The organism is Corynebacterium kozikiae (genome assembly GCF_024580965.1).
Classification (GTDB): Bacteria; Actinomycetota; Actinomycetes; order Mycobacteriales; family Mycobacteriaceae; genus Corynebacterium; species Corynebacterium kozikiae.
Map to the genome: position 1 here is coordinate 58,878 of NZ_JANIKJ010000010.1, position 18,626 is coordinate 77,503.

At 59.8% G+C, this 18,626-nt stretch carries 15 protein-coding genes; 8 read left to right on the forward strand and 7 right to left on the reverse strand.

The window, feature by feature from the left end; all coding sequences use genetic code 11:
- Positions 1-82 precede the first annotated feature (82 nt).
- Entirely contained in the window at positions 83-1,528 is a 1,446-nt protein-coding gene (locus NQ018_RS07545; RefSeq protein ID WP_257060102.1) for a DHA2 family efflux MFS transporter permease subunit, read from the forward strand.
- A 29-nt stretch (positions 1,529-1,557) separates the two neighbouring features.
- Here the strand turns inward: NQ018_RS07545 and NQ018_RS07550 are convergent, their stop codons facing one another.
- Both NQ018_RS07550 and NQ018_RS07555 read right to left on the reverse strand, forming a co-directional pair.
- Positions 1,558-2,472 carry a siderophore-interacting protein gene (locus NQ018_RS07550; protein WP_257060103.1) on the reverse strand — a complete coding sequence of 305 codons (915 nt, stop codon included), beginning with the start codon at positions 2,470-2,472 and terminating at the stop codon, positions 1,558-1,560.
- A 200-nt stretch (positions 2,473-2,672) separates the two neighbouring features.
- Complete coding sequence (locus NQ018_RS07555; protein WP_257037577.1) at positions 2,673-2,996, reverse strand: hypothetical protein; 324 nt, start codon at positions 2,994-2,996, stop codon at positions 2,673-2,675.
- Positions 2,997-3,126: 130 nt separating this feature from the next.
- Between NQ018_RS07555 and NQ018_RS07560 the strand changes: the two genes are divergently transcribed.
- The 3 genes from NQ018_RS07560 to mgrA all read left to right on the forward strand — a co-directional run bounded on the left by NQ018_RS07560 (position 3,127) and on the right by mgrA (position 7,027).
- Positions 3,127-4,155, forward strand: coding sequence for a 6-phosphofructokinase (locus tag NQ018_RS07560; RefSeq protein WP_257037576.1), 1,029 nt, complete (start codon positions 3,127-3,129; stop codon positions 4,153-4,155).
- Positions 4,156-4,319: 164 nt separating this feature from the next.
- Complete coding sequence (gatB, locus tag NQ018_RS07565) at positions 4,320-5,813, forward strand: Asp-tRNA(Asn)/Glu-tRNA(Gln) amidotransferase subunit GatB (RefSeq protein ID WP_257037575.1); 1,494 nt, start codon at positions 4,320-4,322, stop codon at positions 5,811-5,813.
- A 110-nt stretch (positions 5,814-5,923) separates the two neighbouring features.
- Entirely contained in the window at positions 5,924-7,027 is a 1,104-nt protein-coding gene (gene mgrA / locus NQ018_RS07570) for an L-glyceraldehyde 3-phosphate reductase (RefSeq protein ID WP_257060106.1), read from the forward strand.
- 20 nt (positions 7,028-7,047) lie between these two features.
- On the opposite strand, the gene NQ018_RS07575 is transcribed toward mgrA, so the two are convergent.
- The gene (locus NQ018_RS07575; RefSeq protein ID WP_257060107.1) at positions 7,048-7,761 is read right to left on the reverse strand and encodes a LysE/ArgO family amino acid transporter; all 714 of its coding nucleotides are present in this window, start codon (positions 7,759-7,761) and stop codon (positions 7,048-7,050) included.
- 69 nt (positions 7,762-7,830) lie between these two features.
- Between NQ018_RS07575 and NQ018_RS07580 the strand changes: the two genes are divergently transcribed.
- Positions 7,831-8,721 carry a LysR family transcriptional regulator ArgP gene (locus tag NQ018_RS07580; RefSeq protein WP_257060108.1) on the forward strand — a complete coding sequence of 297 codons (891 nt, stop codon included), beginning with the start codon at positions 7,831-7,833 and terminating at the stop codon, positions 8,719-8,721.
- On the opposite strand, the gene NQ018_RS07585 is transcribed toward NQ018_RS07580, so the two are convergent.
- On the reverse strand, positions 8,714-9,775 hold the full coding sequence (locus tag NQ018_RS07585) for a glutathione S-transferase family protein (RefSeq protein WP_257060109.1): 1,062 nt from the start codon (positions 9,773-9,775) through the stop codon (positions 8,714-8,716). The genes NQ018_RS07580 and NQ018_RS07585 overlap by 8 nt on opposite strands.
- Positions 9,776-10,106: 331 nt before the next feature.
- Between NQ018_RS07585 and NQ018_RS07590 the strand changes: the two genes are divergently transcribed.
- The 3 genes from NQ018_RS07590 to NQ018_RS07600 all read left to right on the forward strand — a co-directional run bounded on the left by NQ018_RS07590 (position 10,107) and on the right by NQ018_RS07600 (position 13,547).
- Positions 10,107-10,838, forward strand: a complete 732-nt coding sequence (locus NQ018_RS07590) for an HNH endonuclease family protein (protein ID WP_257060111.1) — start codon at positions 10,107-10,109, stop codon at positions 10,836-10,838.
- 129 nt (positions 10,839-10,967) lie between these two features.
- Entirely contained in the window at positions 10,968-12,236 is a 1,269-nt protein-coding gene (locus NQ018_RS07595) for a DoxX family membrane protein (RefSeq protein WP_257060113.1), read from the forward strand.
- Positions 12,237-12,317: 81 nt separating this feature from the next.
- Positions 12,318-13,547 (forward strand): MFS transporter, encoded by a 1,230-nt coding sequence (locus NQ018_RS07600; RefSeq protein WP_257060116.1) that lies wholly within the window; start codon positions 12,318-12,320, stop codon positions 13,545-13,547.
- A 144-nt stretch (positions 13,548-13,691) separates the two neighbouring features.
- Here the strand turns inward: NQ018_RS07600 and ilvD are convergent, their stop codons facing one another.
- The 3 genes from ilvD to NQ018_RS07615 form a co-directional block, all read right to left on the reverse strand.
- Positions 13,692-15,530 (reverse strand): dihydroxy-acid dehydratase, encoded by a 1,839-nt coding sequence (gene ilvD / locus NQ018_RS07605; RefSeq protein ID WP_257037567.1) that lies wholly within the window; start codon positions 15,528-15,530, stop codon positions 13,692-13,694.
- 90 nt (positions 15,531-15,620) lie between these two features.
- A complete protein-coding gene (locus NQ018_RS07610) occupies positions 15,621-16,169 on the reverse strand; it encodes a PH domain-containing protein (protein ID WP_257037566.1) in 549 nt (182 codons plus the stop codon).
- A 33-nt stretch (positions 16,170-16,202) separates the two neighbouring features.
- The gene (locus NQ018_RS07615; protein WP_257060118.1) at positions 16,203-17,825 is read right to left on the reverse strand and encodes a mechanosensitive ion channel family protein; all 1,623 of its coding nucleotides are present in this window, start codon (positions 17,823-17,825) and stop codon (positions 16,203-16,205) included.
- Between the last annotated feature and the right edge of the window lie 801 nt (positions 17,826-18,626).

Here is an 18,626-nt window from a genome sequence, read left to right on the forward strand (position 1 = left end):
CGCGGGGCGTGTCCTAGATGGGGTGTATAACTAGATCGACGTATGAAACCGGGCGTACATAACCTTGGGAAGGTGGAGGAGCATGGCATCTCAGGCGCAGAAGGCCACCGCGTTGCCGCTACCGGAGAAGCAGGCATGGCCCGCGCTGTTTGCGCTGTGCATTGGGTTTTTCATGATCCTGCTCGACCAAACTATTGTCGCCGTGGCCACGCCGGTGCTCCAGGAAGAGCTGGGCGCAAGCTACAACCAGATCATCTGGGTGAATTCGGCGTACCTGCTGACCTTCGCCGTGCCGCTGCTAGTAACAGGACGCTTGGGGGATCGTTATGATCCTCGCAACGTATATGTGCTGGGTATGGTCATCTTTACCGTGAGTTCACTCATGTGTGGTTTGGCGCCGAACATCGGCGCGCTCATCTGGTGGCGCGCAGCCCAAGGATTGGGTGCGGCGCTGCTGACACCGCAGACAATGAGCGTGATCAACAGGATTTTTGCCAAGGAACGCAGGGGCGCAGCTCTCGGTGTGTGGGGGATGGTCGCGGGACTCGCCGGCCTGACGGGGCCTCTTGCAGGCGGGGTGATCAGCGGTAGCGTGGGCTGGCAATGGATCTTCATCATCAACGTGCCAATCGGCGTGATTTCGATTGCCGCGGTGATGCGTTATCTGCCAAGTTTCCCGCGATCCCAACGGCCAATCGATGCATTGTCAGTGCTGCTGAGCATCGTCGCCGTGTTCGCGGTGGTCTTCGCGCTGCAAGAAGGCCAGCAGCAAGGATGGGCCCCAAGGATTTGGGTTTGCATGGCGTTTGGCATTGCAGTGGCGGCGTTGTTTGTGCGCCAGCAGGGTAGGGCAGAAGCCCGTGGAAATGATGCCTTAATGCCACTTGGGCTATTCCGGGTGCACAATTTTTCCTTAGGCCTAGTGGGCATTTTTGCCCAAGGGTTCGTGATCGCGGGAACACCATTGCCGGTGATGCTCTACCTCCAGGAAGTCCACGGGCTCACACCACTACAGGCAGGGCTGGTGACAGTCCCGCAATCCATTGCCGCACTCGTGCTTTCCCCGTATGTGGGAAGGCTCGCGGATCGGATCTCACCAAACCTCCTAGCAGCCGGAGGTTTTGGCGCGAGCGCCCTGTGCCTTGCTGGGCTGTGGGTATCCATGAGTGCAGCCTGGCCAATTTGGACAATAGTGGGCATACTTGCAGTGTTTGGCCTGGCCAACAGCTTCATTTGGGCACCCAACTCCACGAGTGCCATGCGTGACCTCCAACCCCAGCAAATGGGCGTTGCATCTGGCACCTACAACACCATCCGACAATTGGGGTCCGTCCTTGGCTCGGCTGCGGTAGGCGCGGTGCTGCAGTGGCGCATCATCATCGACTCCGCCGGCACCGCCTACGGACGCTCAATTTTGCTCGCGGCCATCGTGATCAGCTTTGGCGCGGTTGCAGCGCTGCGAGCGAACACCCTATCCCGTGGGGTTGAAGGAGCGCCCTCAACGATCAGCAATAAGGCGGAGCAATAAGAAGGTAATCCCCTCGTTGCAATGCGGTATTAGCGAGCGAGCTTTTGGGCTTCCTCGGCCTCAGCCTGCGCCACGAACTCCATCTTGCTCGCCTGCCATTGGTCCTCCGTCATCCCAAGGCGCCAATATCCAGAAATGGAAGCGTCATCCTTAGGCACGCCAAGTTCCACAAATAGCAGGCTACGAACCTCCTTCACCATTTCCGCCACACCGTGCACAAACCAAGCGGTTCCAGTTGGGGCCGAGGTGGGAGCGCCATTAGGTGTGGTGGTCAAGAAGTGTTCGCGCAGCGCGTGTACTAGCGCGGTGCCGTGGGTCGCACCGTTGCGGTGCACAAAAAGCACCTCTTGCCCTGGCGCAAGCTTTTCGGGCAGAGGCATCTCTGCTGCAGCGTCTGCCACTTCAATGAGCGTGAACGACGTTGCCAGCGCGGGCAGCGCCGCAAGGCCCTCGAGCACGGCCGGGGCGGCAGCTTCATCACCAGCGAGCACAAAATGCTGGTAGCGCTCCTCGGGGTGCCACGCGCCACCGGGGCCGAGGAAGCTAATCTGCGCGCCGGGTTCCACCCGGGAAGCCCACGGACCAGCGACCCCCTGCGGTGCACCTGAATGGTTGTGCTCCACAAAGTCGATGGAAAACTTGCCGTGCTCTGGGTCGATTGCACAAAGAGTGTAGGTGCGGCGCACCACTTGCTGAACGCCAATCTCTTCAGCGCTGTTGACCACCAAAGGCTCACCGTTTTCCTGGAACAACAGCTTCACGTAGTGATCCGTATGGGCAAATTCTGCGCCAACCAAGTCTGGGCTATCAAAATGCACCCGGATCAGGTTGGAGCTTCTGCGCTGCTTTCCGGTGACGGTGGCAGTCCGAGGAATCATCTTGCGCCGTGGGCGAGGGGAAGAAGATGCTTGTGGTGCTGCTGATGCGGGAGGTGTGGGTTCCATAGCAGCAAAGCCTACCCAACATTTTTGCTTAGGGTAGGCTTTGCTATTTTCCGTTGCCGGTAAATATCAATACTGCTGCGAAAACCCTCAAGTTGTGCCTTTCCCCTTCCCTTGGGGGACGCACGGTGGGGCAGCGGGGCTCTGTTGTCTCGCGTTGTCTTGCGTTGACTTGCGCGGCTCCTGCCTTGCGGGGCTGGGGCCTAGCGGGCGTCGGAAAGCGCGTACGCCGCTCCGGCAGAAGCCGCGGTGACGGCGAGTACGCTCGGCCAGGCGCCAATCTTTTTGGCGAGTGGGTGAGAGAGGCCGAACGCTGCGATGTAGGCTGCGCTCAGGCCAGCGGTGAGTGGAACGCCGCCTTTTGCGTACCAAGTGCGCCCTGCCCAAATTCCTGCCGCAGCGAGGAGAACCCCACCGAGTGGGCGGATCCCGGTTTCGCGGGCGGTGAGCCAGCCGCCGATGAGGCCAGTGGCGATTAGCGGTGCGGTCTGGACGTCTTTGGCTTTTTTGATGTCAATTGCGCTCATGTTCACCGAGGATACCTGATGCGAGTGGTGGCCGATGCGAGTAATCTCACAGGCATGCGAAGGTCTTTCCGCAGCAAGGCATTGGTTTTTGCTCGGGCGTAAGCGGGCACGTTCGGCTATTATTGGGCACATGCGTATTGCAACTTTGACCTCAGGCGGCGATTGCCCCGGCCTGAATGCAGTGATCCGCGGCATCGTCCGCACCGCCTCCGAGTACGGCTCCACGGTGGTGGGCTACCAGGACGGCTGGGTGGGCCTAATGGAAGACAAGCGGGTTCAACTCTACGACGATGAAAACATTGACCGCATCCTGCTGCGCGGTGGCACCATCCTGGGCACCGGTCGCCTGCACCCTGATCGCTTCAAGAACGGCATTGAGCAGATCAAGGAAAACCTGGCAGACGCAGGGATCGACGCCCTCATCCCCATCGGCGGCGAAGGCACCCTCAAAGGTGCAAAGTGGCTCTCCGACAACGGCATTCCCGTAGTTGGCGTGCCAAAGACCATTGACAATGACGTCAATGGCACGGATTACACTTTCGGCTTTGATACGGCCGTATCCGTTGCAACCGACGCAATTGATCGCCTGCACACCACCGCTGAGTCGCATAACCGCGTGATGATCGTGGAGGTCATGGGCCGACACGTTGGTTGGATCGCCCTACACGCTGGCATGGCCGGTGGCGCGCACTACATCGTGATCCCCGAGGTGCCATTCGATATCGCAGAGATCTGCAAGAAGATGGAACGCCGGTTCCAGATGGGTGAGAAGTACGGAATCATCGTGGTGGCTGAGGGCGCACTGCCCAAGGAAGGCACCATGGAGTTCAACGAGGGCGGCGTGGACCAATTCGGACACCAGACCTTTAACGGCATCGGCCAGGTCATCGGCGATGAGATCAAGCGCCGCTTGGGCCATGACGTCCGCACCACCGTACTCGGCCACATTCAGCGCGGCGGTACCCCAACCTCCTTCGACCGCGTCCTGGCAACTCGCTACGGCGTCCACGCGGCACGCGCTTGCCACACCGGCGACTTCGGCAAGGTTGTTGCACTCCACGGTGAGCACATTGAGCTCATCCCACTCGAAGATGCAGTGGGCCAGCTCAAGGTGGTGCCTCAAGGGCGCTACCGCACCGCGCAGGCTCTGTTTGGCTAAATGTTTGGCAAACAGTGAGGCTCAAGGTTGTAGAGCAACCTCGCTAACATCGGCCGTCTCTTATGGGGCGGCTGACTTTTTTGTGGACTCCTCACGGCGGCAGGGTTCTCCATCGTTGTCGTCGGCGTACGTTCCTCATCCGCATTGTTGTAAACTCGTAGGCTATGACTGACCTGATGGATTACGAGGACGTTCTAGAAAAGTTTGACCCTGTAATGGGCCTTGAGGTGCACGTGGAGCTCGCCACGGAAACCAAAATGTTCTCAGCCCCCTCCGCGCACTTTGGTGCAGAGCCAAACTCCAACGTTGACCCAACCTCCCTTGGCTTGCCAGGTGCGCTGCCGGTGGTCAACGCGAAGGGTGTGGAATGGGCAATCAAGATTGGTCTTGCGCTGAACTGTGAGATCGCAGAATCTTCCCACTTCGCGCGAAAAAACTATTTCTATCCGGATCAGCCAAAGAACTACCAGATCTCGCAGTATGACGAGCCAATTGCCTACAACGGCTACCTCGACGTTGTGCTTGACGACGGCACCACTTGGCGCGTTGAGATTGAGCGCGCCCACATGGAAGAGGACACCGGTAAGCTCACCCACCTCGGTGGTGCCGACGGCCGCATCCACGGTGCCACCGCTTCTTTGGTGGACTGCAACCGTGCCGGCGTACCACTCATCGAGATCGTGACCAAGCCAATCATTGGTGCTGGTGAACGCGCCCCAGAGGTTGCCCGCGCATACGTTTCCGCACTGCGCGACCTCGTGAAAGCCCTCGGCGTGTCTGACGCGCGTATGGACCAGGGATCGATGCGCGTGGATTCCAACTTGTCCCTCATGCGCAAGGGCGCAACAGAATTTGGCACCCGCACCGAAACCAAAAACATCAACTCGCTCAAGTCTGTGGAGCAGGCGGTCCGCTACGAGATGCAGCGCCAAGCCCAGGTCATTGAGGACGGTGGTGAGATCGTCCAAGAGACGCGCCACTATCAGGAAGCCGACGGCACCACCTCAAAGGGCCGCCCTAAGGAGACCGCTGAGGATTACCGCTACTTCAACGACCCTGACCTGCCACCAGTGATTGCTCCACGAGAGTGGGTTGAGGAAATCCGGGCAACCCTGCCGGAGCTGCCATGGGTTCGCCGCGCCCGCATCCAGGAGGAGTGGGGCCTCAAAGATGAGGAGATGCGTGACCTCGTGCGCCTTGGTGCCCTCGATCTCATCGTGGCCACCGTGGACGCAGGGGCGCCTTCCGATGAAGCACGTTCTTGGTGGGTCGCCTACTTGGCGCAAAAGGCCAATGAGCAGGGTGTGGAACTCGATGCCTTGTCAATTGAGCCTGCCCAGGTTGCAGAGGTTATTGCCCTGATCAAGGACGGCAAGCTCACCAACAAGCTCGCCCGCCAGGCTGTGGACGGCGTGCTGGCTGGGGAGGGCACCGTGGCTGAGGTGATCGCTGCCCGCGGCCTAGAGGTGGTGCGGGACGACGGCGCCATCGAAGCCGCTGTTGATGAGGCGCTTGCAGCAAACCCAGATATCGTGGAAAAGTACAAGGCCGGCAACACCAAGGTTGTGGGCGCAATTGTGGGTTCAGTGATGAAGGCAACCCGCGGTAAGGCCGACCCTGCACTGGTGAACCAGCTCATTGCCAAGAAGTTGAGCTGAGCTCACCCATAAACAACACCTACCCCTAGGAGCATTCCGTTACGCGGAACCCTAGGGGTTGTTTGTTGTTTTCGTGGACACGCCGCTCACAGGTTGGCAAACTGGAGCGCATGAGTTACCGTCTTGATCCCGTTCCGGTATATACACCTTCGTCCACCCGCTACCACGAGATGCAGTATCGCCTCGTGGGGCATTCAGGGTTGCGGCTGCCTGCACTCAGCTTGGGCTTGTGGCACAACTTTGGTGATGACCGCCCATTTGCAAACCAGCGTGACATCGTACGCAGTGCCTTCGATCATGGCATCACACACTTTGACCTGGCCAATAACTACGGCCCACCTCCAGGATCGGCGGAGGAGAACTTCGGCCGAATCCTGCGCAAGGACTTTGCCAACCATCGCCATGAGATGATCATTTCTTCGAAGGCGGGTTGGAACATGGATGCGGGGCCATATAGCTTTGGCGGGTCCAGGAAGTACCTGATGAGTTCATTGGATGCTTCTTTGGAGCGGATGGGCTTGGACTATGTGGATATTTTCTATCATCACCGTCCGGACCCAGATACCCCGCTGGAAGAGACTATCTACGCGCTGCGTGACATCGTAGCTTCCGGAAAAGCCCTGTATGTGGGTATTTCCTCATATGGGCCAGAGCTCACCGCGGAGGCTGCGCAAATGGCTGCGGAGGAAGGTTGCCCACTGCTCATCCACCAGCCGAGCTACTCCATTTTGAACCGCTGGGTGGAGGAGCCCGGGGAAGATGGGGAATCGCTGCTTGCCTCGGCGGCAGCCAATGGCCTCGGCGTGATTGCGTTCTCTCCACTTGCGCAAGGCCTGCTCACGAACCGCTACCTTGACGGCGTTCCAGCGGATTCACGTGCTGCGGCTGGTAAGTCACTTGGCATGGACATGCTGCGGGAAGAAAACCTCACGATGATACGGACTCTCAATAGCATTGCAGAGTCCCGTGGCCAATCGCTCGCGCAAATGGCTATTGCTTGGGTACTGCGTGAACAGGGTGATTACGGCTCACAGACGGTGGCAAGTGCCCTGATCGGAGCATCCAGCGTGGAACAACTCGAGCACAACCTCAAAGCCCTTGAGAACACGGAGTTCAGCGTGAAGGAGCTCAATGCGATCGATGCCGCTGCGACTGACGCCGGCATTAACATCTGGGCTGGGGCTACCCGCTCCAAGATTCACGGAGATTCCTAGAAACCCGTGCCCAACTGGTGCTAGTGCATAATCAGCCGTGCGCACAGCACTAGCATCAGCACTCCGATGGCAAGGTTCACCCAAGCCCACACCTTTGGTTTGCTCAGCACATGGGCAAATTGGGTGGAGGCGTATGCAATAAAGGGGAACCACAAGAAGCTAGCGCCAAGTGCTCCGAAGGCGAACACCCATCGACCATCGGGTCCGTGTTGGTTTGCCATGCCGCCGAGCATCACGAGTACGTCGATGTACGCAGCTGGATTCAGCCAAGTAAACGCCAGCGCCGCGAGGACCGGCTTGACCCAAGGTCGCGCTGGCTGCGTCGCTACCGCAGGAGCTTGCTTTGTTGCCACCGCGCTGCCGCCGTGGGGTTTGCGGGAGGAAGATGGAGAGCCATCTTTCTTAGCCGGCGAGGGGGATTCGCTGAAATTGAGGGATTCGCGTTGGGGGCGCAGGCCATCGCGGAAGCAAACGTAGGCGAACCACAGTAGGTAGGCCGCACCCATCCATTTCAGTGCTTCGAGCATAGCCGGTGCGCGGTCCACAAGGGCGCCCACGCCGGCTGTACCACCAAAAATGAGCAAAACGTCTGAGATCATGCACACCACAATCACTGGGATAACACCTACGCCTTTGATGCCTTGGCGGATAATGAGCGCGTTCTGCGGCCCGATAGCCACGATCAACGAGAGGCCGATGAGAAATCCCGAGATGGCGATAGCAAAAGTGGTCATGGCATCATTTTGGACCCGTTGGGCTATGAAGTAAAACGATAGAAATTAAACTTGATGTAGAATTGCTTCATGAACCCGGTTCACCTGCGCACTTTGCTCGCCATCCTGGACGAGGGCAGCTTCGAGGGAGCTGCATTTCGCTTGGGGATTTCACCCTCCGCGGTGAGCCAACGCGTGAAAGCATTGGAGAAGGAAACGGGCAGGGTGGTGCTGCGTCGGACCATTCCTGTGACGGCAACCCAAGCCGGCGAGGTGCTGGTGCAAGCGGGGCGGCGTTTGGAGTTGCTTCAGGCGGAGACGAGCGCGCTGCTTGGCGAGCAGTTGGCCGCAATCCCGCTGGCAGTTGCCGTAAACGCAGATTCGCTTTCCACATGGTTTCGGCCAATGTATGCCGCAGTGGCTGCGCGCGAAGGCACCACGTTGAGCGTGACGGTGGAGGATGAATCGTACAACCTTGCACTGCTGCAGCGCGGTGACGTCCTCGGGGCAATCGCCAGCACCAAAGAGACCGTGCCAGGCTGTGATGCCGAGTTTTTGGGCATCATGCGCTATGTTGCCGTTGCGAACCCACGGCTATTGGATCGCTACACCACCAACGGAGAAGTGGATTGGCAGCGCCTGCCAGTATTGCGATTCGGCCCGCGCGATCACTTGCAACACAAAAGTCTCCAAAGCAAGCTCAAGGGTGCGAGTTCACGGCAGGTTCCGGTGCATCAAGTGCCTAGCTCAGAGGGGTTCATGGAGGCGGCCAGAGTTGGACTTGGATGGGCGCTGCTCCCAGAAACTCAGGCGGTGCCGCTGCTGGAAAGTGGGCAGGTGGTGCGGCTTGACGACGCGCACAATGAAGTCAGTTTGTACTGGCATCACTGGCGCCTCGCCTCCGAATCTTTGGAGTGGCTGACCAAGCAGGTGCACAGCATCGCGGCTGAGCACCTGTACCAGCCACCGCCTTCTAGCTAAAAAACTCCACTTGGCCTGCGATTGGATTCTTCACTTCCTCGCCTGCGGGGATCGGGCCGGGCAGTGTCACACCCTGGGCAAACGGGGTGCCTCCGAGGGCCTCGCGGCCATGTTCGGTAAACAGCCCGGAGAGATCAGGGCCTTGGGGCACGATTTGGGTGGGATTAATGTCAGCGTGCACGATGAAGTAGTGCTGTTTGATCTCGGTGAAGTCCGTGGTATCACCAAACCCTGGGGTTTGGAACAGGTCCCGCAAATAGCCCCACAGCGCCGGCATTTCGGTGATCTTATTGCGGCTTGCCTTGAAGTGGGAGTAGTACACCGCATCAAAGCGAATGAGGGTGGGGTAGAGGTAGATGTCCGCCAACGTGATGTGCTCGCCCACCAAGTAGCGCTGTTTGCTCAGCCGCTCTTCCAGCCAGTCCATGGTGGTCCAGAGACGGTGATAAGCATCGTTGTAGGCCTCCTGGGTACCCGCGAAGCCACAGCGGTATACACCGTTGTTGACCTCAGTGAATACCTGCTTTGTTACTTGGTCGATTTCCTCGCGGAGAGCCTCAGGGTACAAGTCTGGGGCGCCTTCTCGCTCATACGCTGCCCACTGGTCATTGAAGTCCTTGGGGATGGATGGGAAGTCGTTGCTCACAATCTCGCCGGTAGTGGTGTCCACGATGGAAGGCACGGTGATGCCGCGTGGGTAATCGGGGAAGCGCTTGAGGTAGGCATCCTTGAGTTTGGGGATGCCGAGTACGGGGTCTACTTCGCCGGGGTCAAGGTCAAAGGTCCAGGAGTCGGCATCATGGGTGGGGCCCACTAGGCCGAGGGAAATAACGTCTTCCAGGCCCTTCAAGCGCCTGGTGATGACTGTGCGGTGTGCCCAAGGGCAGGCGCGGGCAGCGATGAGGCGGTAGCGCCCCGGGGTGACGGGCCAGAGGAAACTTCCGTCTTCCTGCGGGGTTGGCTCGCTAACAGAGTTCACAATGCGGTCAGTGATGTATTGGGTATCGCGGACGTATTCGCCGCCGGTTGCAATGTACGAAGCTTTATTTGACATGTCAACAATCTTAGCCCTAATGCCTTGCTTGAGCAAGGCTTGCGGGAGCGCAGTGGCATATTTCGAAAATGTGTTCTAAGGTGGCGGGTGTCTTGAGGGGACGTGTCCTGCCTCCCTAGTAACGTGCGGTACGCAACCTCATAGGTAGTCCCTCCCCCTCAGCCTGTGAGGTTGCGCCAAACGTGTAATCAGAAACTGACGTCCGCTCGGCAGGCGGGTCATGGTGCCGAGTCTCAGACGAACCCGGGAAGGAGGTGGGGTGCAGATGGTGCGCAATGCGGTAGTTTCCTCCCGCGGGAGAAAAGGCACACGCCATGCCGCAAGGAGGTCAATGCGGTGGCCAGTTGTTGGCATCCTGGGTGTGCTGATTGCCATTTTCGCCGGTGTGGCCAACCTGCCAGGAAAGCCTCAAATCGGTTCAGGTGGTGTATTGGATCGAGGCCTATTGCCGGCTCAAGACGTCCCAGTATCTACTACTGGGGCTGCTGCGGATGCCTTTGTTTTGCTTTCTGAGCTCAGCGTGCAAGATGAGCTTCCTCTCGGCCTCGCTGAATACCAGCGCTCTGCGTTTGGGCAGCGGTGGAGTGATGACGTGGAGGTGGAGTTCGGCCATAACGGGTGTGACACGCGCAATGACATCCTCAAACGCGACCTCCTGAACCCGAAGTTTCGCCCAGGCACCCGGGACTGCGTAGTGGTTTCCGGCACGTTGCAGGACCCTTACAGTGGGACAACCCATGAGTTCCTCCGCGGCAAGGGCACCAGTGACCTCGTGCAAATTGACCATGTGGTGGCATTGGCAAACGCCTGGCGATCAGGTGCAGCCTCCTGGGATCCCGCAACGCGCCAAGCGTTTGCCAACGACCCCAAAAACCTACAAGCGACCCTCAAGCAGGAAAATCAACGCAAAGGTGCGCAGGCAGCTGACGGTTGGCTGCCGAGCAACCCCGCATTTGCCTGTGGATACGCCACCGCGCAGATAGAGGTGAAGCATGCATACGCCTTGAGCGTGACCACTGCCGAACGCCAAGCCCTCGTGCAGGCACTGCAAACCTGCACCTGAGATCCGCCCCGACCAAGCACATTCACCAAGCCTCGCTCAGATCCACACCTCACGAATGGCCCCAAATTTGACATGGCGCGCCGACGTCACCTCCACACATTGCCTTATCCCTGATTTACGCTGGAAAGCATGAGTCAAGACAACACACCAGACCGCGCAAGCGATTTCGACGACGACATCCCAACCTACCGGGAGCCTCAGGCGAATACGCCCAACGCAGATTCCACGCCAAAGAGCGTGTACGAGCGCGCTGGCCGTGTTGCGCCACAATCAATCCCAGCAACCAACACTCCAGCAACCAACTCTCCGGCGGCCTCGCACACCGAAGCACCCGTTGCTTCCGGAGCCGACGCAGGCACTGAAAGTGCAGAGGCCACAAAGGGCACGGTAGGTGCCGAAGGTACTGAGGGCACCAAGGGCGAAGAGGCCCCAGCACAACAACCACAGGAGAACGCAGTGAACAAGCCTCAGGACGACGAGCGCAGCAAGCCACTCGCTTCCGACGCGCCCACCAGCATCTTCGACGCAAAGCCTCAAACTGGGTACCAGGCCGCGGACTACGAAACCAAAGTGGTTTCTGAGGGTGCGCCAACCTCTCAGTACGCCCAGCAGTCGCAGGATCAATACCGCGAAGAATACCGCGACACGGATTTTGCACCTGTCGCTTCAGCACCCGCTGCTGCGGCACACACCACGGACGCTGCTGCACCAGTGAACTTTGCGCAAACGGTACAGCTAGGACAGCCTCAGGAGCCACTTCCAGGAGCTGCTCCAGCTTCCGCAGTGCCACCTGTGGTAGCTCCCGCGTCCGCAGCTCCGGCAACCAGCGGCTGGGAAACCCCGGTCGAGCAGCAAGAGCCCGTTGGGGTGATTGAGCACGCGAAGCGCGGCACCATCGACTTCGGCATTTTCCTGCTTCGCGTGTTCACCGGTGGGTTCTTGGTATTCGACGCCGCCTCCACCTTCTTCGGCTTCGGCCCGTACGAAGGCATCCAGACCCTGGAAAACTTGTACGCGGCGCAGTCTTACAGCCTCCCAGGCCTGTTGGCAGTGCTGATCCCGGCGATGAAGCTCGCCGCCGGCCTGTTCCTCCTGCTCGGACTGGTCCACCCAATCGCTGCAGCAGTGGCCACAGCAGTAACCGCATTCGGAGCAATCGACGCCCTCAACACCCAAGGCCTGAGCAGCATCGGAGATACCAGCAACCCAATCTGGTTCGCCTTCGTTCTGGCTCTGCTCGCACTCAGCCTCCAGTTCACCGGCCCAGGCAAGCTCTCCCTGGACTACTCCCGCACCTGGGCGCAACGCCCACTCGCAAGCTCCTGGATCTTCGCGATCGTTGGCATTGCAGGTGCAGTCGCAATGTGGTGGTTCCTAGCTCAGGTCAACCCGCTGTAATGCACAACTGAAACCATCGCGGCAACAAGGCGTGTGCTCACAACGAACATCGTTGAGCACACGTCTTTTCTAAGGAGAAAAGTGAACACAACACAGGACTCCGCAAGAGTCCTCCGTACCCTCATGGTGGTGCAAATCTGCACCGGACTCGCCAACGGCGCAACGTTTGGCGTAGGCGCCCTAGTTGCCGCCAAATTGGGAGGCACCCAAGCCGGTGGGCTCGCATCCACAATGATCACGCTCGGCTCCGCACTCACCGCGGTGCCCCTGGCTCGGCTCGTAGCCAGTAAGGGACGCCGCGTCGCTATGACCACGGGCATTGTCACCGGCATGTTCGGTGCGCTGCTCGCAGCAATCGCTGCAAATACAGGATCCTTCGCCCTCGTGATCGCTGCATTCTTCCTCCTGGGCACTACAGGCGCAATCAACCTGCAATCCCGATTTGCCGCCGCCGAAACCGCAGATGAATCCTCTCGCGGACGCAACATCTCGCTCGTGGTGTGGTGTACCACCGTCGGCGCCGTGGCAGGCCCCAACCTGCTGCCGCTGGGCGCGTCGTTAGGCGGAACGTTCGGCATTGACCCTTACGCAGCGGTGTTCCTGATCGGCGCACTCGCGCTCCTTGCGGCGCTGCCGCTCGTGTATTTTGGGCTAGCTGGAACGCCAGCGGCAAGGTCCCAGGTCATGACGCAAAAACAACATGGGGCGGCAGGGCCGCAAGCTGTGGCGAAGGGCGCCTACCTGGTGATCGCGATGATGGCGGGCGCCCATTTCACTATGGTCGCGCTGATGTCCATGACGCCCGTCCACATGCAGGCGCACGGAGCGGCGATATCTTTGATCGGTATCACGATTTCCCTGCACATCCTGGGTATGTTCGGGTTTTCGCCGGTGTTTGGTATGAGCGTGGATAAGCTCGGCCACACGGTCACCTTGACCCTCGGGTTTGTGCTGCTTGCTGCATCGATTCTATTGCTGATCTTTATGGGCCAAAGCCACGAGTGGGTAGTGGCGGCATTGATTCTGCTTGGGTTGGGGTGGTCGGCTGCGCTTGTGAGCACCTCGGCGATGCTGCAGGAAAAAGTGCCACCACATGTACGCCCACGCTTCCAGGGGCGCAATGACATGCTCATGAACATCGCCGGTGCATTTGGCGGGCTTATCGCAGGCCCAATCGTGGCGGTGTACGGCATGCCCACCATGGCGATGGTCTGCGGCGGCGTGCTGTTGGTGCTCACACTCATCGGTGTGCGAGGCTTCACCGCAGCCACAAAGCACCAACGCACAAAAACCCCAAGCCGCACACAATAGGGCTTGGGGTTCCGGACAGGGTTCCGGACAGGGGGTTCCGGGCAGGGGGCCTAGGGCGCCGTTGGGTTCCGACGGGCAGGCTCCGAATCGGCAGTCAGGCACTCATGCGCAGGACCGCACTCCCGCGCCTGAATCACCAATTCATTAGTCAACCTGACGCACAGCACCCTTATCCGCGGAGGTAGCCATCTTGGCGTAGGCGCGCAGAGCCTTGGACACTACACGGTCGCGGTTGGGGGTCCAAGGGTTCTCGCTGGCCTCCATTGCTTCGCGTCGCGCCTGGATTTCCTCATCAGAGACGTTCAGAGTGAGCTCGCGCTTTGCCACGGAGATGGTGATGGAATCACCATTTTGTACCAGGCCGATGAGGCCCTTGTGGGCGGCTTCTGGAGAAATGTGGCCGATGGAAAGACCGGAGGTTCCGCCGGAGAAGCGGCCGTCGGTGATCAGCGCGCACTTCTTGCCCAAACCAGCGCCCTTGAGGAAGGACGTTGGGTGCAGCATTTCCTGCATGCCTGGGCCACCGGCGGGGCCCTCGTATCGAATCACCACAACCTCGCCTGGCTGGACTTCGCGCTTGAGGATCATGGAAACCGCAGCCTCCTGGGAATCCACCACGCGGGCGGGGCCCGTGAACTCCCAGAGTTCCTCGTCCACGCCAGCGGTCTTCAGCACGGAGCCGTCGGGGGAGAGGTTACCGCGCAGGATGACCAATCCACCGTCGGCGGAGTAGGCATGCTCAATGTCGTGGATGCAGCCGTTCTCGGTATCCGTGTCCAGGGAGTCCCAGCGAGTGGACTGGCTAAAGGCCTCCGTGGTGCGGATGCCGCCGGGGGCAGCGTGGAAGAGTTCAATGGCTTTGTCGATGGCTTTTCCGCCGCGGATGTCCCAGTCACCCAGCCAGCCGTCTACGGTGTCGTAGGCAACGGTGTGCACGGATTCGTCCAGCAGCCCAGCGCGGTACAGCTCGCCGAGGATCGCGGGGATGCCGCCCGCACGGTGCACATCTTCAATGTGGTAGGTACCGTTTGGTGCCACCTTGGAGATGCACGGGATGCGGTGGGAAAGTTCGTCGATGTCACGCAGGGTGAAGTCCACCTCGCCCTCCTGGGCCGCAGCCAGGGTGTGCAACACGGTGTTGGTGGAACCGCCCATGGCCATGTCCAGTGCCATTGCGTTCATGAACGCAGCCTTGGTGGCGATGTTACGTGGCAACACGGACTCGTCTTCCTCGCCATAGTAACGCTGGCACATGTCCACGATCATCTCGCCGGCCTGCTCAAACAGCGCCTTGCGGGCGGTGTGGGTTGCCAGGGTGGTGCCGTTGCCGGGAAGGGAAAGCCCCAGTGCTTCGGTGAGACAGTTCATGGAGTTTGCGGTGAACATGCCGGAACAAGAACCACAGGTGGGGCAGGCAGACTGCTCAACTTGGAGGAGGTCTGCGTCAGACACCTCATCGCTCGCCGAGGCCGTCATGGCAGTAATCAAGTCAGTGGGGGCGTGCGCCACACCGTTGACGGCAACCACCTTGCCGGCCTCCATTGGACCGCCGGAAACAAAGATCGCTGGGATGTTCAGACGCAGAGCCGCGTTGAGCATGCCTGGGGTGATCTTGTCACAGTTGGAGATGCACACCATGGCGTCTGCGGTGTGGGCATTGACCATGTACTCCACGGAGTCTGCGATGATCTCGCGTGAAGGCAGCGAGTACAGCATGCCGCCGTGGCCCATTGCAATGCCGTCGTCCACAGCGATGGTGTTGAACTCCTTGGGAACGCCACCCGCAGCGCGCACGGCTTCAGCAACGATGTCTCCCACGTTCTTCAGGTGAACATGGCCTGGCACAAACTGGGTGTAGGAGTTCACAATGGCCACGATTGGCTTGCCAAACTCGTTTTCCTTAGTGCCGGTGGCGCGCCATAAAGCGCGGGCACCTGCGGCATTACGGCCTACGGTGGTGATGCGTGAACGAAGGGGGATCATCTTGGCCTTCCCAAATGAAACGAGAAAAAGAAAGTAAAATTACAGCGTGCGGCTTCAAGCGGAGATTTTCCGACGGAAACCTGTTCAGCCTCAATCCTGAGGCGTATTTTGGGCCTTTTGGGTGGCGGCCTGTTGCTGGCGCTCATGTTCTGCTACGCGCATACGAGCGTACTCCTCATATTCGGATTCGGTCATCAGCACCTCCTCGCCGTCGCGGTTTACCACACGAACCTTTTCATCAACGGCGGCCCGGCCTTGCCCGAGTGCATCGGGAATCCTGCCCGCGGAGGCTTCCTCCAACAAAGGCAGGGAATTGAAGGAAACAGCAGGAAGCGCAACCTTGGTGCCGTCGTGACGCTGTGCAAACGCCTTGGTCCCTTGGAACCCCACACCGGCGAGGTCCTCCCACGCCACCGTGCTCTGGGCCCGAAACGCGGGGGAAGCGGTGATGCCGCGAGCGTCCACTGTGGTTTTCGTGCGCAGCACCCAGAGGAAAAACACTACGGGAAGCGCAAGGAGCAGCAGGTACACCGGGAGCGGCAAGGTGCTCCCCAACACCAAAATCATCAAAAATAGCAATACGGCTACAAAGAGGTTCATGCGGTCTGGGGAAATCACAACTTGTGGTTGTTCGCTCATGAAGCACCATCCTAGTTCAGCGTTGGGGATTTTCTAAGGCGCCACGGCTGCACTCGGAGCGGCACCGGGATTCGCCGTTGGCACCGGCGCTCCGCTGACGTCTGGCGTGGGCTCCGATTCTGCCGTGGGGGCTTGATCCGCTGGTGTTTGGGCAGGCGCGCTCGAGTTCTGATTCAGGGGTGTATCCGCCGTTGGGGTTGGTGTTGGGGTTTGTGGATCTGTTGCGGGGCTGCTGCTCGGTGCCTCAACCACGGCTTCGGGGGTAGTGGTGGGCAGTTCCGACGTCGCCGCGGGGGTGCGTTGCGGCGCGAGCCAGCCGGAGTTGCCGTCCCATTCGTCGCCGGTGTCTACAGAAAAGCCCTTCAGCAGCACCACGGTAAAAAGGCCGAGCAGGAGGAAGGCGGTGGAGACGCGCATCCGCCCACCGAGGGTGATCTTGGAGCGCCAGCCGGTGAGAACCTCATCATCTCGTTCCTTGTGGCCGCCGGGCTGCGCATCATCGTCCTGGAAGTCCAGCTCGTTGGTGGTTGCCGGGTCCTTTTCTGCAAACTCTCCGCGGTTAGGGTCCTGGGCATCCGGGGTGTTGCGGAAGCGCTCTGCACCGTCATCGGCGCTCGTACCTGCGGTTGCAGTCGTGGTGGAAAGTGTTGCCGCAGGCAGCGCCTGAGTTGAAACGTTGCCTTGGATCCCTTGGGTACCTGCCGCGCCCCTTTCTCCTGCCGCGCTGCCTTCCCCTGATTCACTGTGAGGTGCGACGGCGGGGGCGTCGGAAATTGCCGCGGTATGCAGGGTGGACGTGACTGTGCCGTCGAGTGTTGGGGCGGAGCCGTATTCTTGCCAGAATTCCTCGATGATGCTGGTGCGCACGGCGCGCTCTACAGACCACTGCGTGCCGGGGCGAACTTGCACCACAAAGCGCAAGTCAACAGTCCAGGGCATGCCAACGGTGGTTGGCGGGTTGACGGCCACGGATTCGTGAACTTTGAGTTCGCCAAGGATGTTCGGGGCGATGTCTTCCCTTGTCAGCGCTTGGCGGGTGGCGGCGGTGGCGCGGTCGATTGCCTCGTGGATGGAGCTGGAACCGAGCAGCGGGATTGGCATCTTGATCACCGCGGAGGACCAGTAGTTCGAGTTGTTAATCGAAACTCCGGCCTTGGAGTTCGGGATGATCACCGTCTCCTCGGCCAAGGTGCGGATGCGGGTTGCACGCATGGTGATCTGGATGACGGTACCCTCAACCGTGGTGGCGCCGCCTTCAAAACGAACCCAGTCGCCAACACCGTACTGTTTTTCGGAAAGCACGAAGAAACCGGCCAGGAAGTCGGCGATGATGGACTGTGCGCCCAAACCAATTGCAGCGGAGGCCGCCGTGGCGGGGATCGCGGCACCAGCGAGGGAGAAGCCCAACTGCTGGAGCATGAACACGAACACCAGGAAGTAGGCAATCATCTGCGCGATGTAGATAGCCACGCCCGCAAAGGCAAGGTGGGCCTTTGACTCATCTTCATTTTCATCCGCTACCTGGCGTTCCACCAAGCGCATTGCCAGCCGCCCGACGCGCGGCACCAGGAATGCCAGCAAAATGAGCAGCACCAGGTTGATGCCTGTTTCTAGAAACCATGTCCAAGTTCTCGAAAGAATGTAGGTAAACGGCATGAGTTCGATGGTAACGGCTTGAGCGCCAAAGTGTTGCGGGGCCATCAGCCGTCGATCCGACGCGCACCGGGGCACACCGGGGCGCACTGACGCGTACTGGGGTGTACCGACGCGCGCCGGGGCACACGGGGGCGGTGGGGTAGATGTGCGGAATTCTGCGGGCACGGAGGCGAAACCGAGGCGAAACGGAGGCGAAACGGAAGTGGAGCCGGGAAGTGACGGGGAAGGGACGGGGGAGCGAGCGGGGGCAAAATTGCCGGCAAAATGTGGGGGAAACGCGGGGAAACTCGGGGGAAACTCGGGGAAAGCCACAAAATCTCAGCGAATATGTGGAATTGAGCTGGGCGTTGTGTAGAGTATGCAGGCATGAACATTCTTCGACTCGTACTAGTACGCGGTGCGGCGCCTGCCGTGTCGGCTCGCTAGTAGTCGAAACGTCAAGCGCCCTCGTTGCCACCACAAGTGCCAGCGAGGGTTTTTGCCGTCATGGATCACCATGTTCGTGTTGCTGTGGCCGTCAAGGACAGTACAACTTGTATCGCGGCCATAGCAGACCCAAGATCAACAACCGCAGAAAGAAAGAACCTGGAGCAATCCAGGCAGTGAGCAGTGGATTTGCTGGAAGAAACTGCAGCCTCATCACCAGGAGTAGCGTGCTGGGATGAGCTGGAGTTCCCTCGAGTGCCGCTAGCACAGCTCATGCCGCTAGTGCCGCTGCTTGCCTGCTCGTTCTTCCTTTCAGCATCCTTATCGCCTTAAGGAGCAACAAGAGTGGCAGCCTCTCACCAGCCCACCCCACCC

What these genes read in the sequence shown, in the direction of transcription:
- NQ018_RS07545 (WP_257060102.1), top strand. Translation starts at nt 83, where the DNA reads ATGGCATCTCAGGCGCAGAAGGCCACCGCGTTGCCGCTACCGGAGAAG.
- NQ018_RS07550 (WP_257060103.1), bottom strand. Translation starts at nt 2,472, where the DNA reads ATGGAACCCACACCTCCCGCATCAGCAGCACCACAAGCATCTTCTTCC.
- NQ018_RS07555 (WP_257037577.1), bottom strand. Translation starts at nt 2,996, where the DNA reads ATGAGCGCAATTGACATCAAAAAAGCCAAAGACGTCCAGACCGCACCG.
- NQ018_RS07560 (WP_257037576.1), top strand. Translation starts at nt 3,127, where the DNA reads ATGCGTATTGCAACTTTGACCTCAGGCGGCGATTGCCCCGGCCTGAAT.
- gatB (WP_257037575.1), top strand. Translation starts at nt 4,320, where the DNA reads ATGACTGACCTGATGGATTACGAGGACGTTCTAGAAAAGTTTGACCCT.
- mgrA (WP_257060106.1), top strand. Translation starts at nt 5,924, where the DNA reads ATGAGTTACCGTCTTGATCCCGTTCCGGTATATACACCTTCGTCCACC.
- NQ018_RS07575 (WP_257060107.1), bottom strand. Translation starts at nt 7,761, where the DNA reads ATGACCACTTTTGCTATCGCCATCTCGGGATTTCTCATCGGCCTCTCG.
- NQ018_RS07580 (WP_257060108.1), top strand. Translation starts at nt 7,831, where the DNA reads ATGAACCCGGTTCACCTGCGCACTTTGCTCGCCATCCTGGACGAGGGC.
- NQ018_RS07585 (WP_257060109.1), bottom strand. Translation starts at nt 9,775, where the DNA reads ATGTCAAATAAAGCTTCGTACATTGCAACCGGCGGCGAATACGTCCGC.
- NQ018_RS07590 (WP_257060111.1), top strand. Translation starts at nt 10,107, where the DNA reads ATGCGGTGGCCAGTTGTTGGCATCCTGGGTGTGCTGATTGCCATTTTC.
- NQ018_RS07595 (WP_257060113.1), top strand. Translation starts at nt 10,968, where the DNA reads ATGAGTCAAGACAACACACCAGACCGCGCAAGCGATTTCGACGACGAC.
- ilvD (WP_257037567.1), bottom strand. Translation starts at nt 15,530, where the DNA reads ATGATCCCCCTTCGTTCACGCATCACCACCGTAGGCCGTAATGCCGCA.
- NQ018_RS07610 (WP_257037566.1), bottom strand. Translation starts at nt 16,169, where the DNA reads ATGAGCGAACAACCACAAGTTGTGATTTCCCCAGACCGCATGAACCTC.
- NQ018_RS07615 (WP_257060118.1), bottom strand. Translation starts at nt 17,825, where the DNA reads ATGCCGTTTACCTACATTCTTTCGAGAACTTGGACATGGTTTCTAGAA.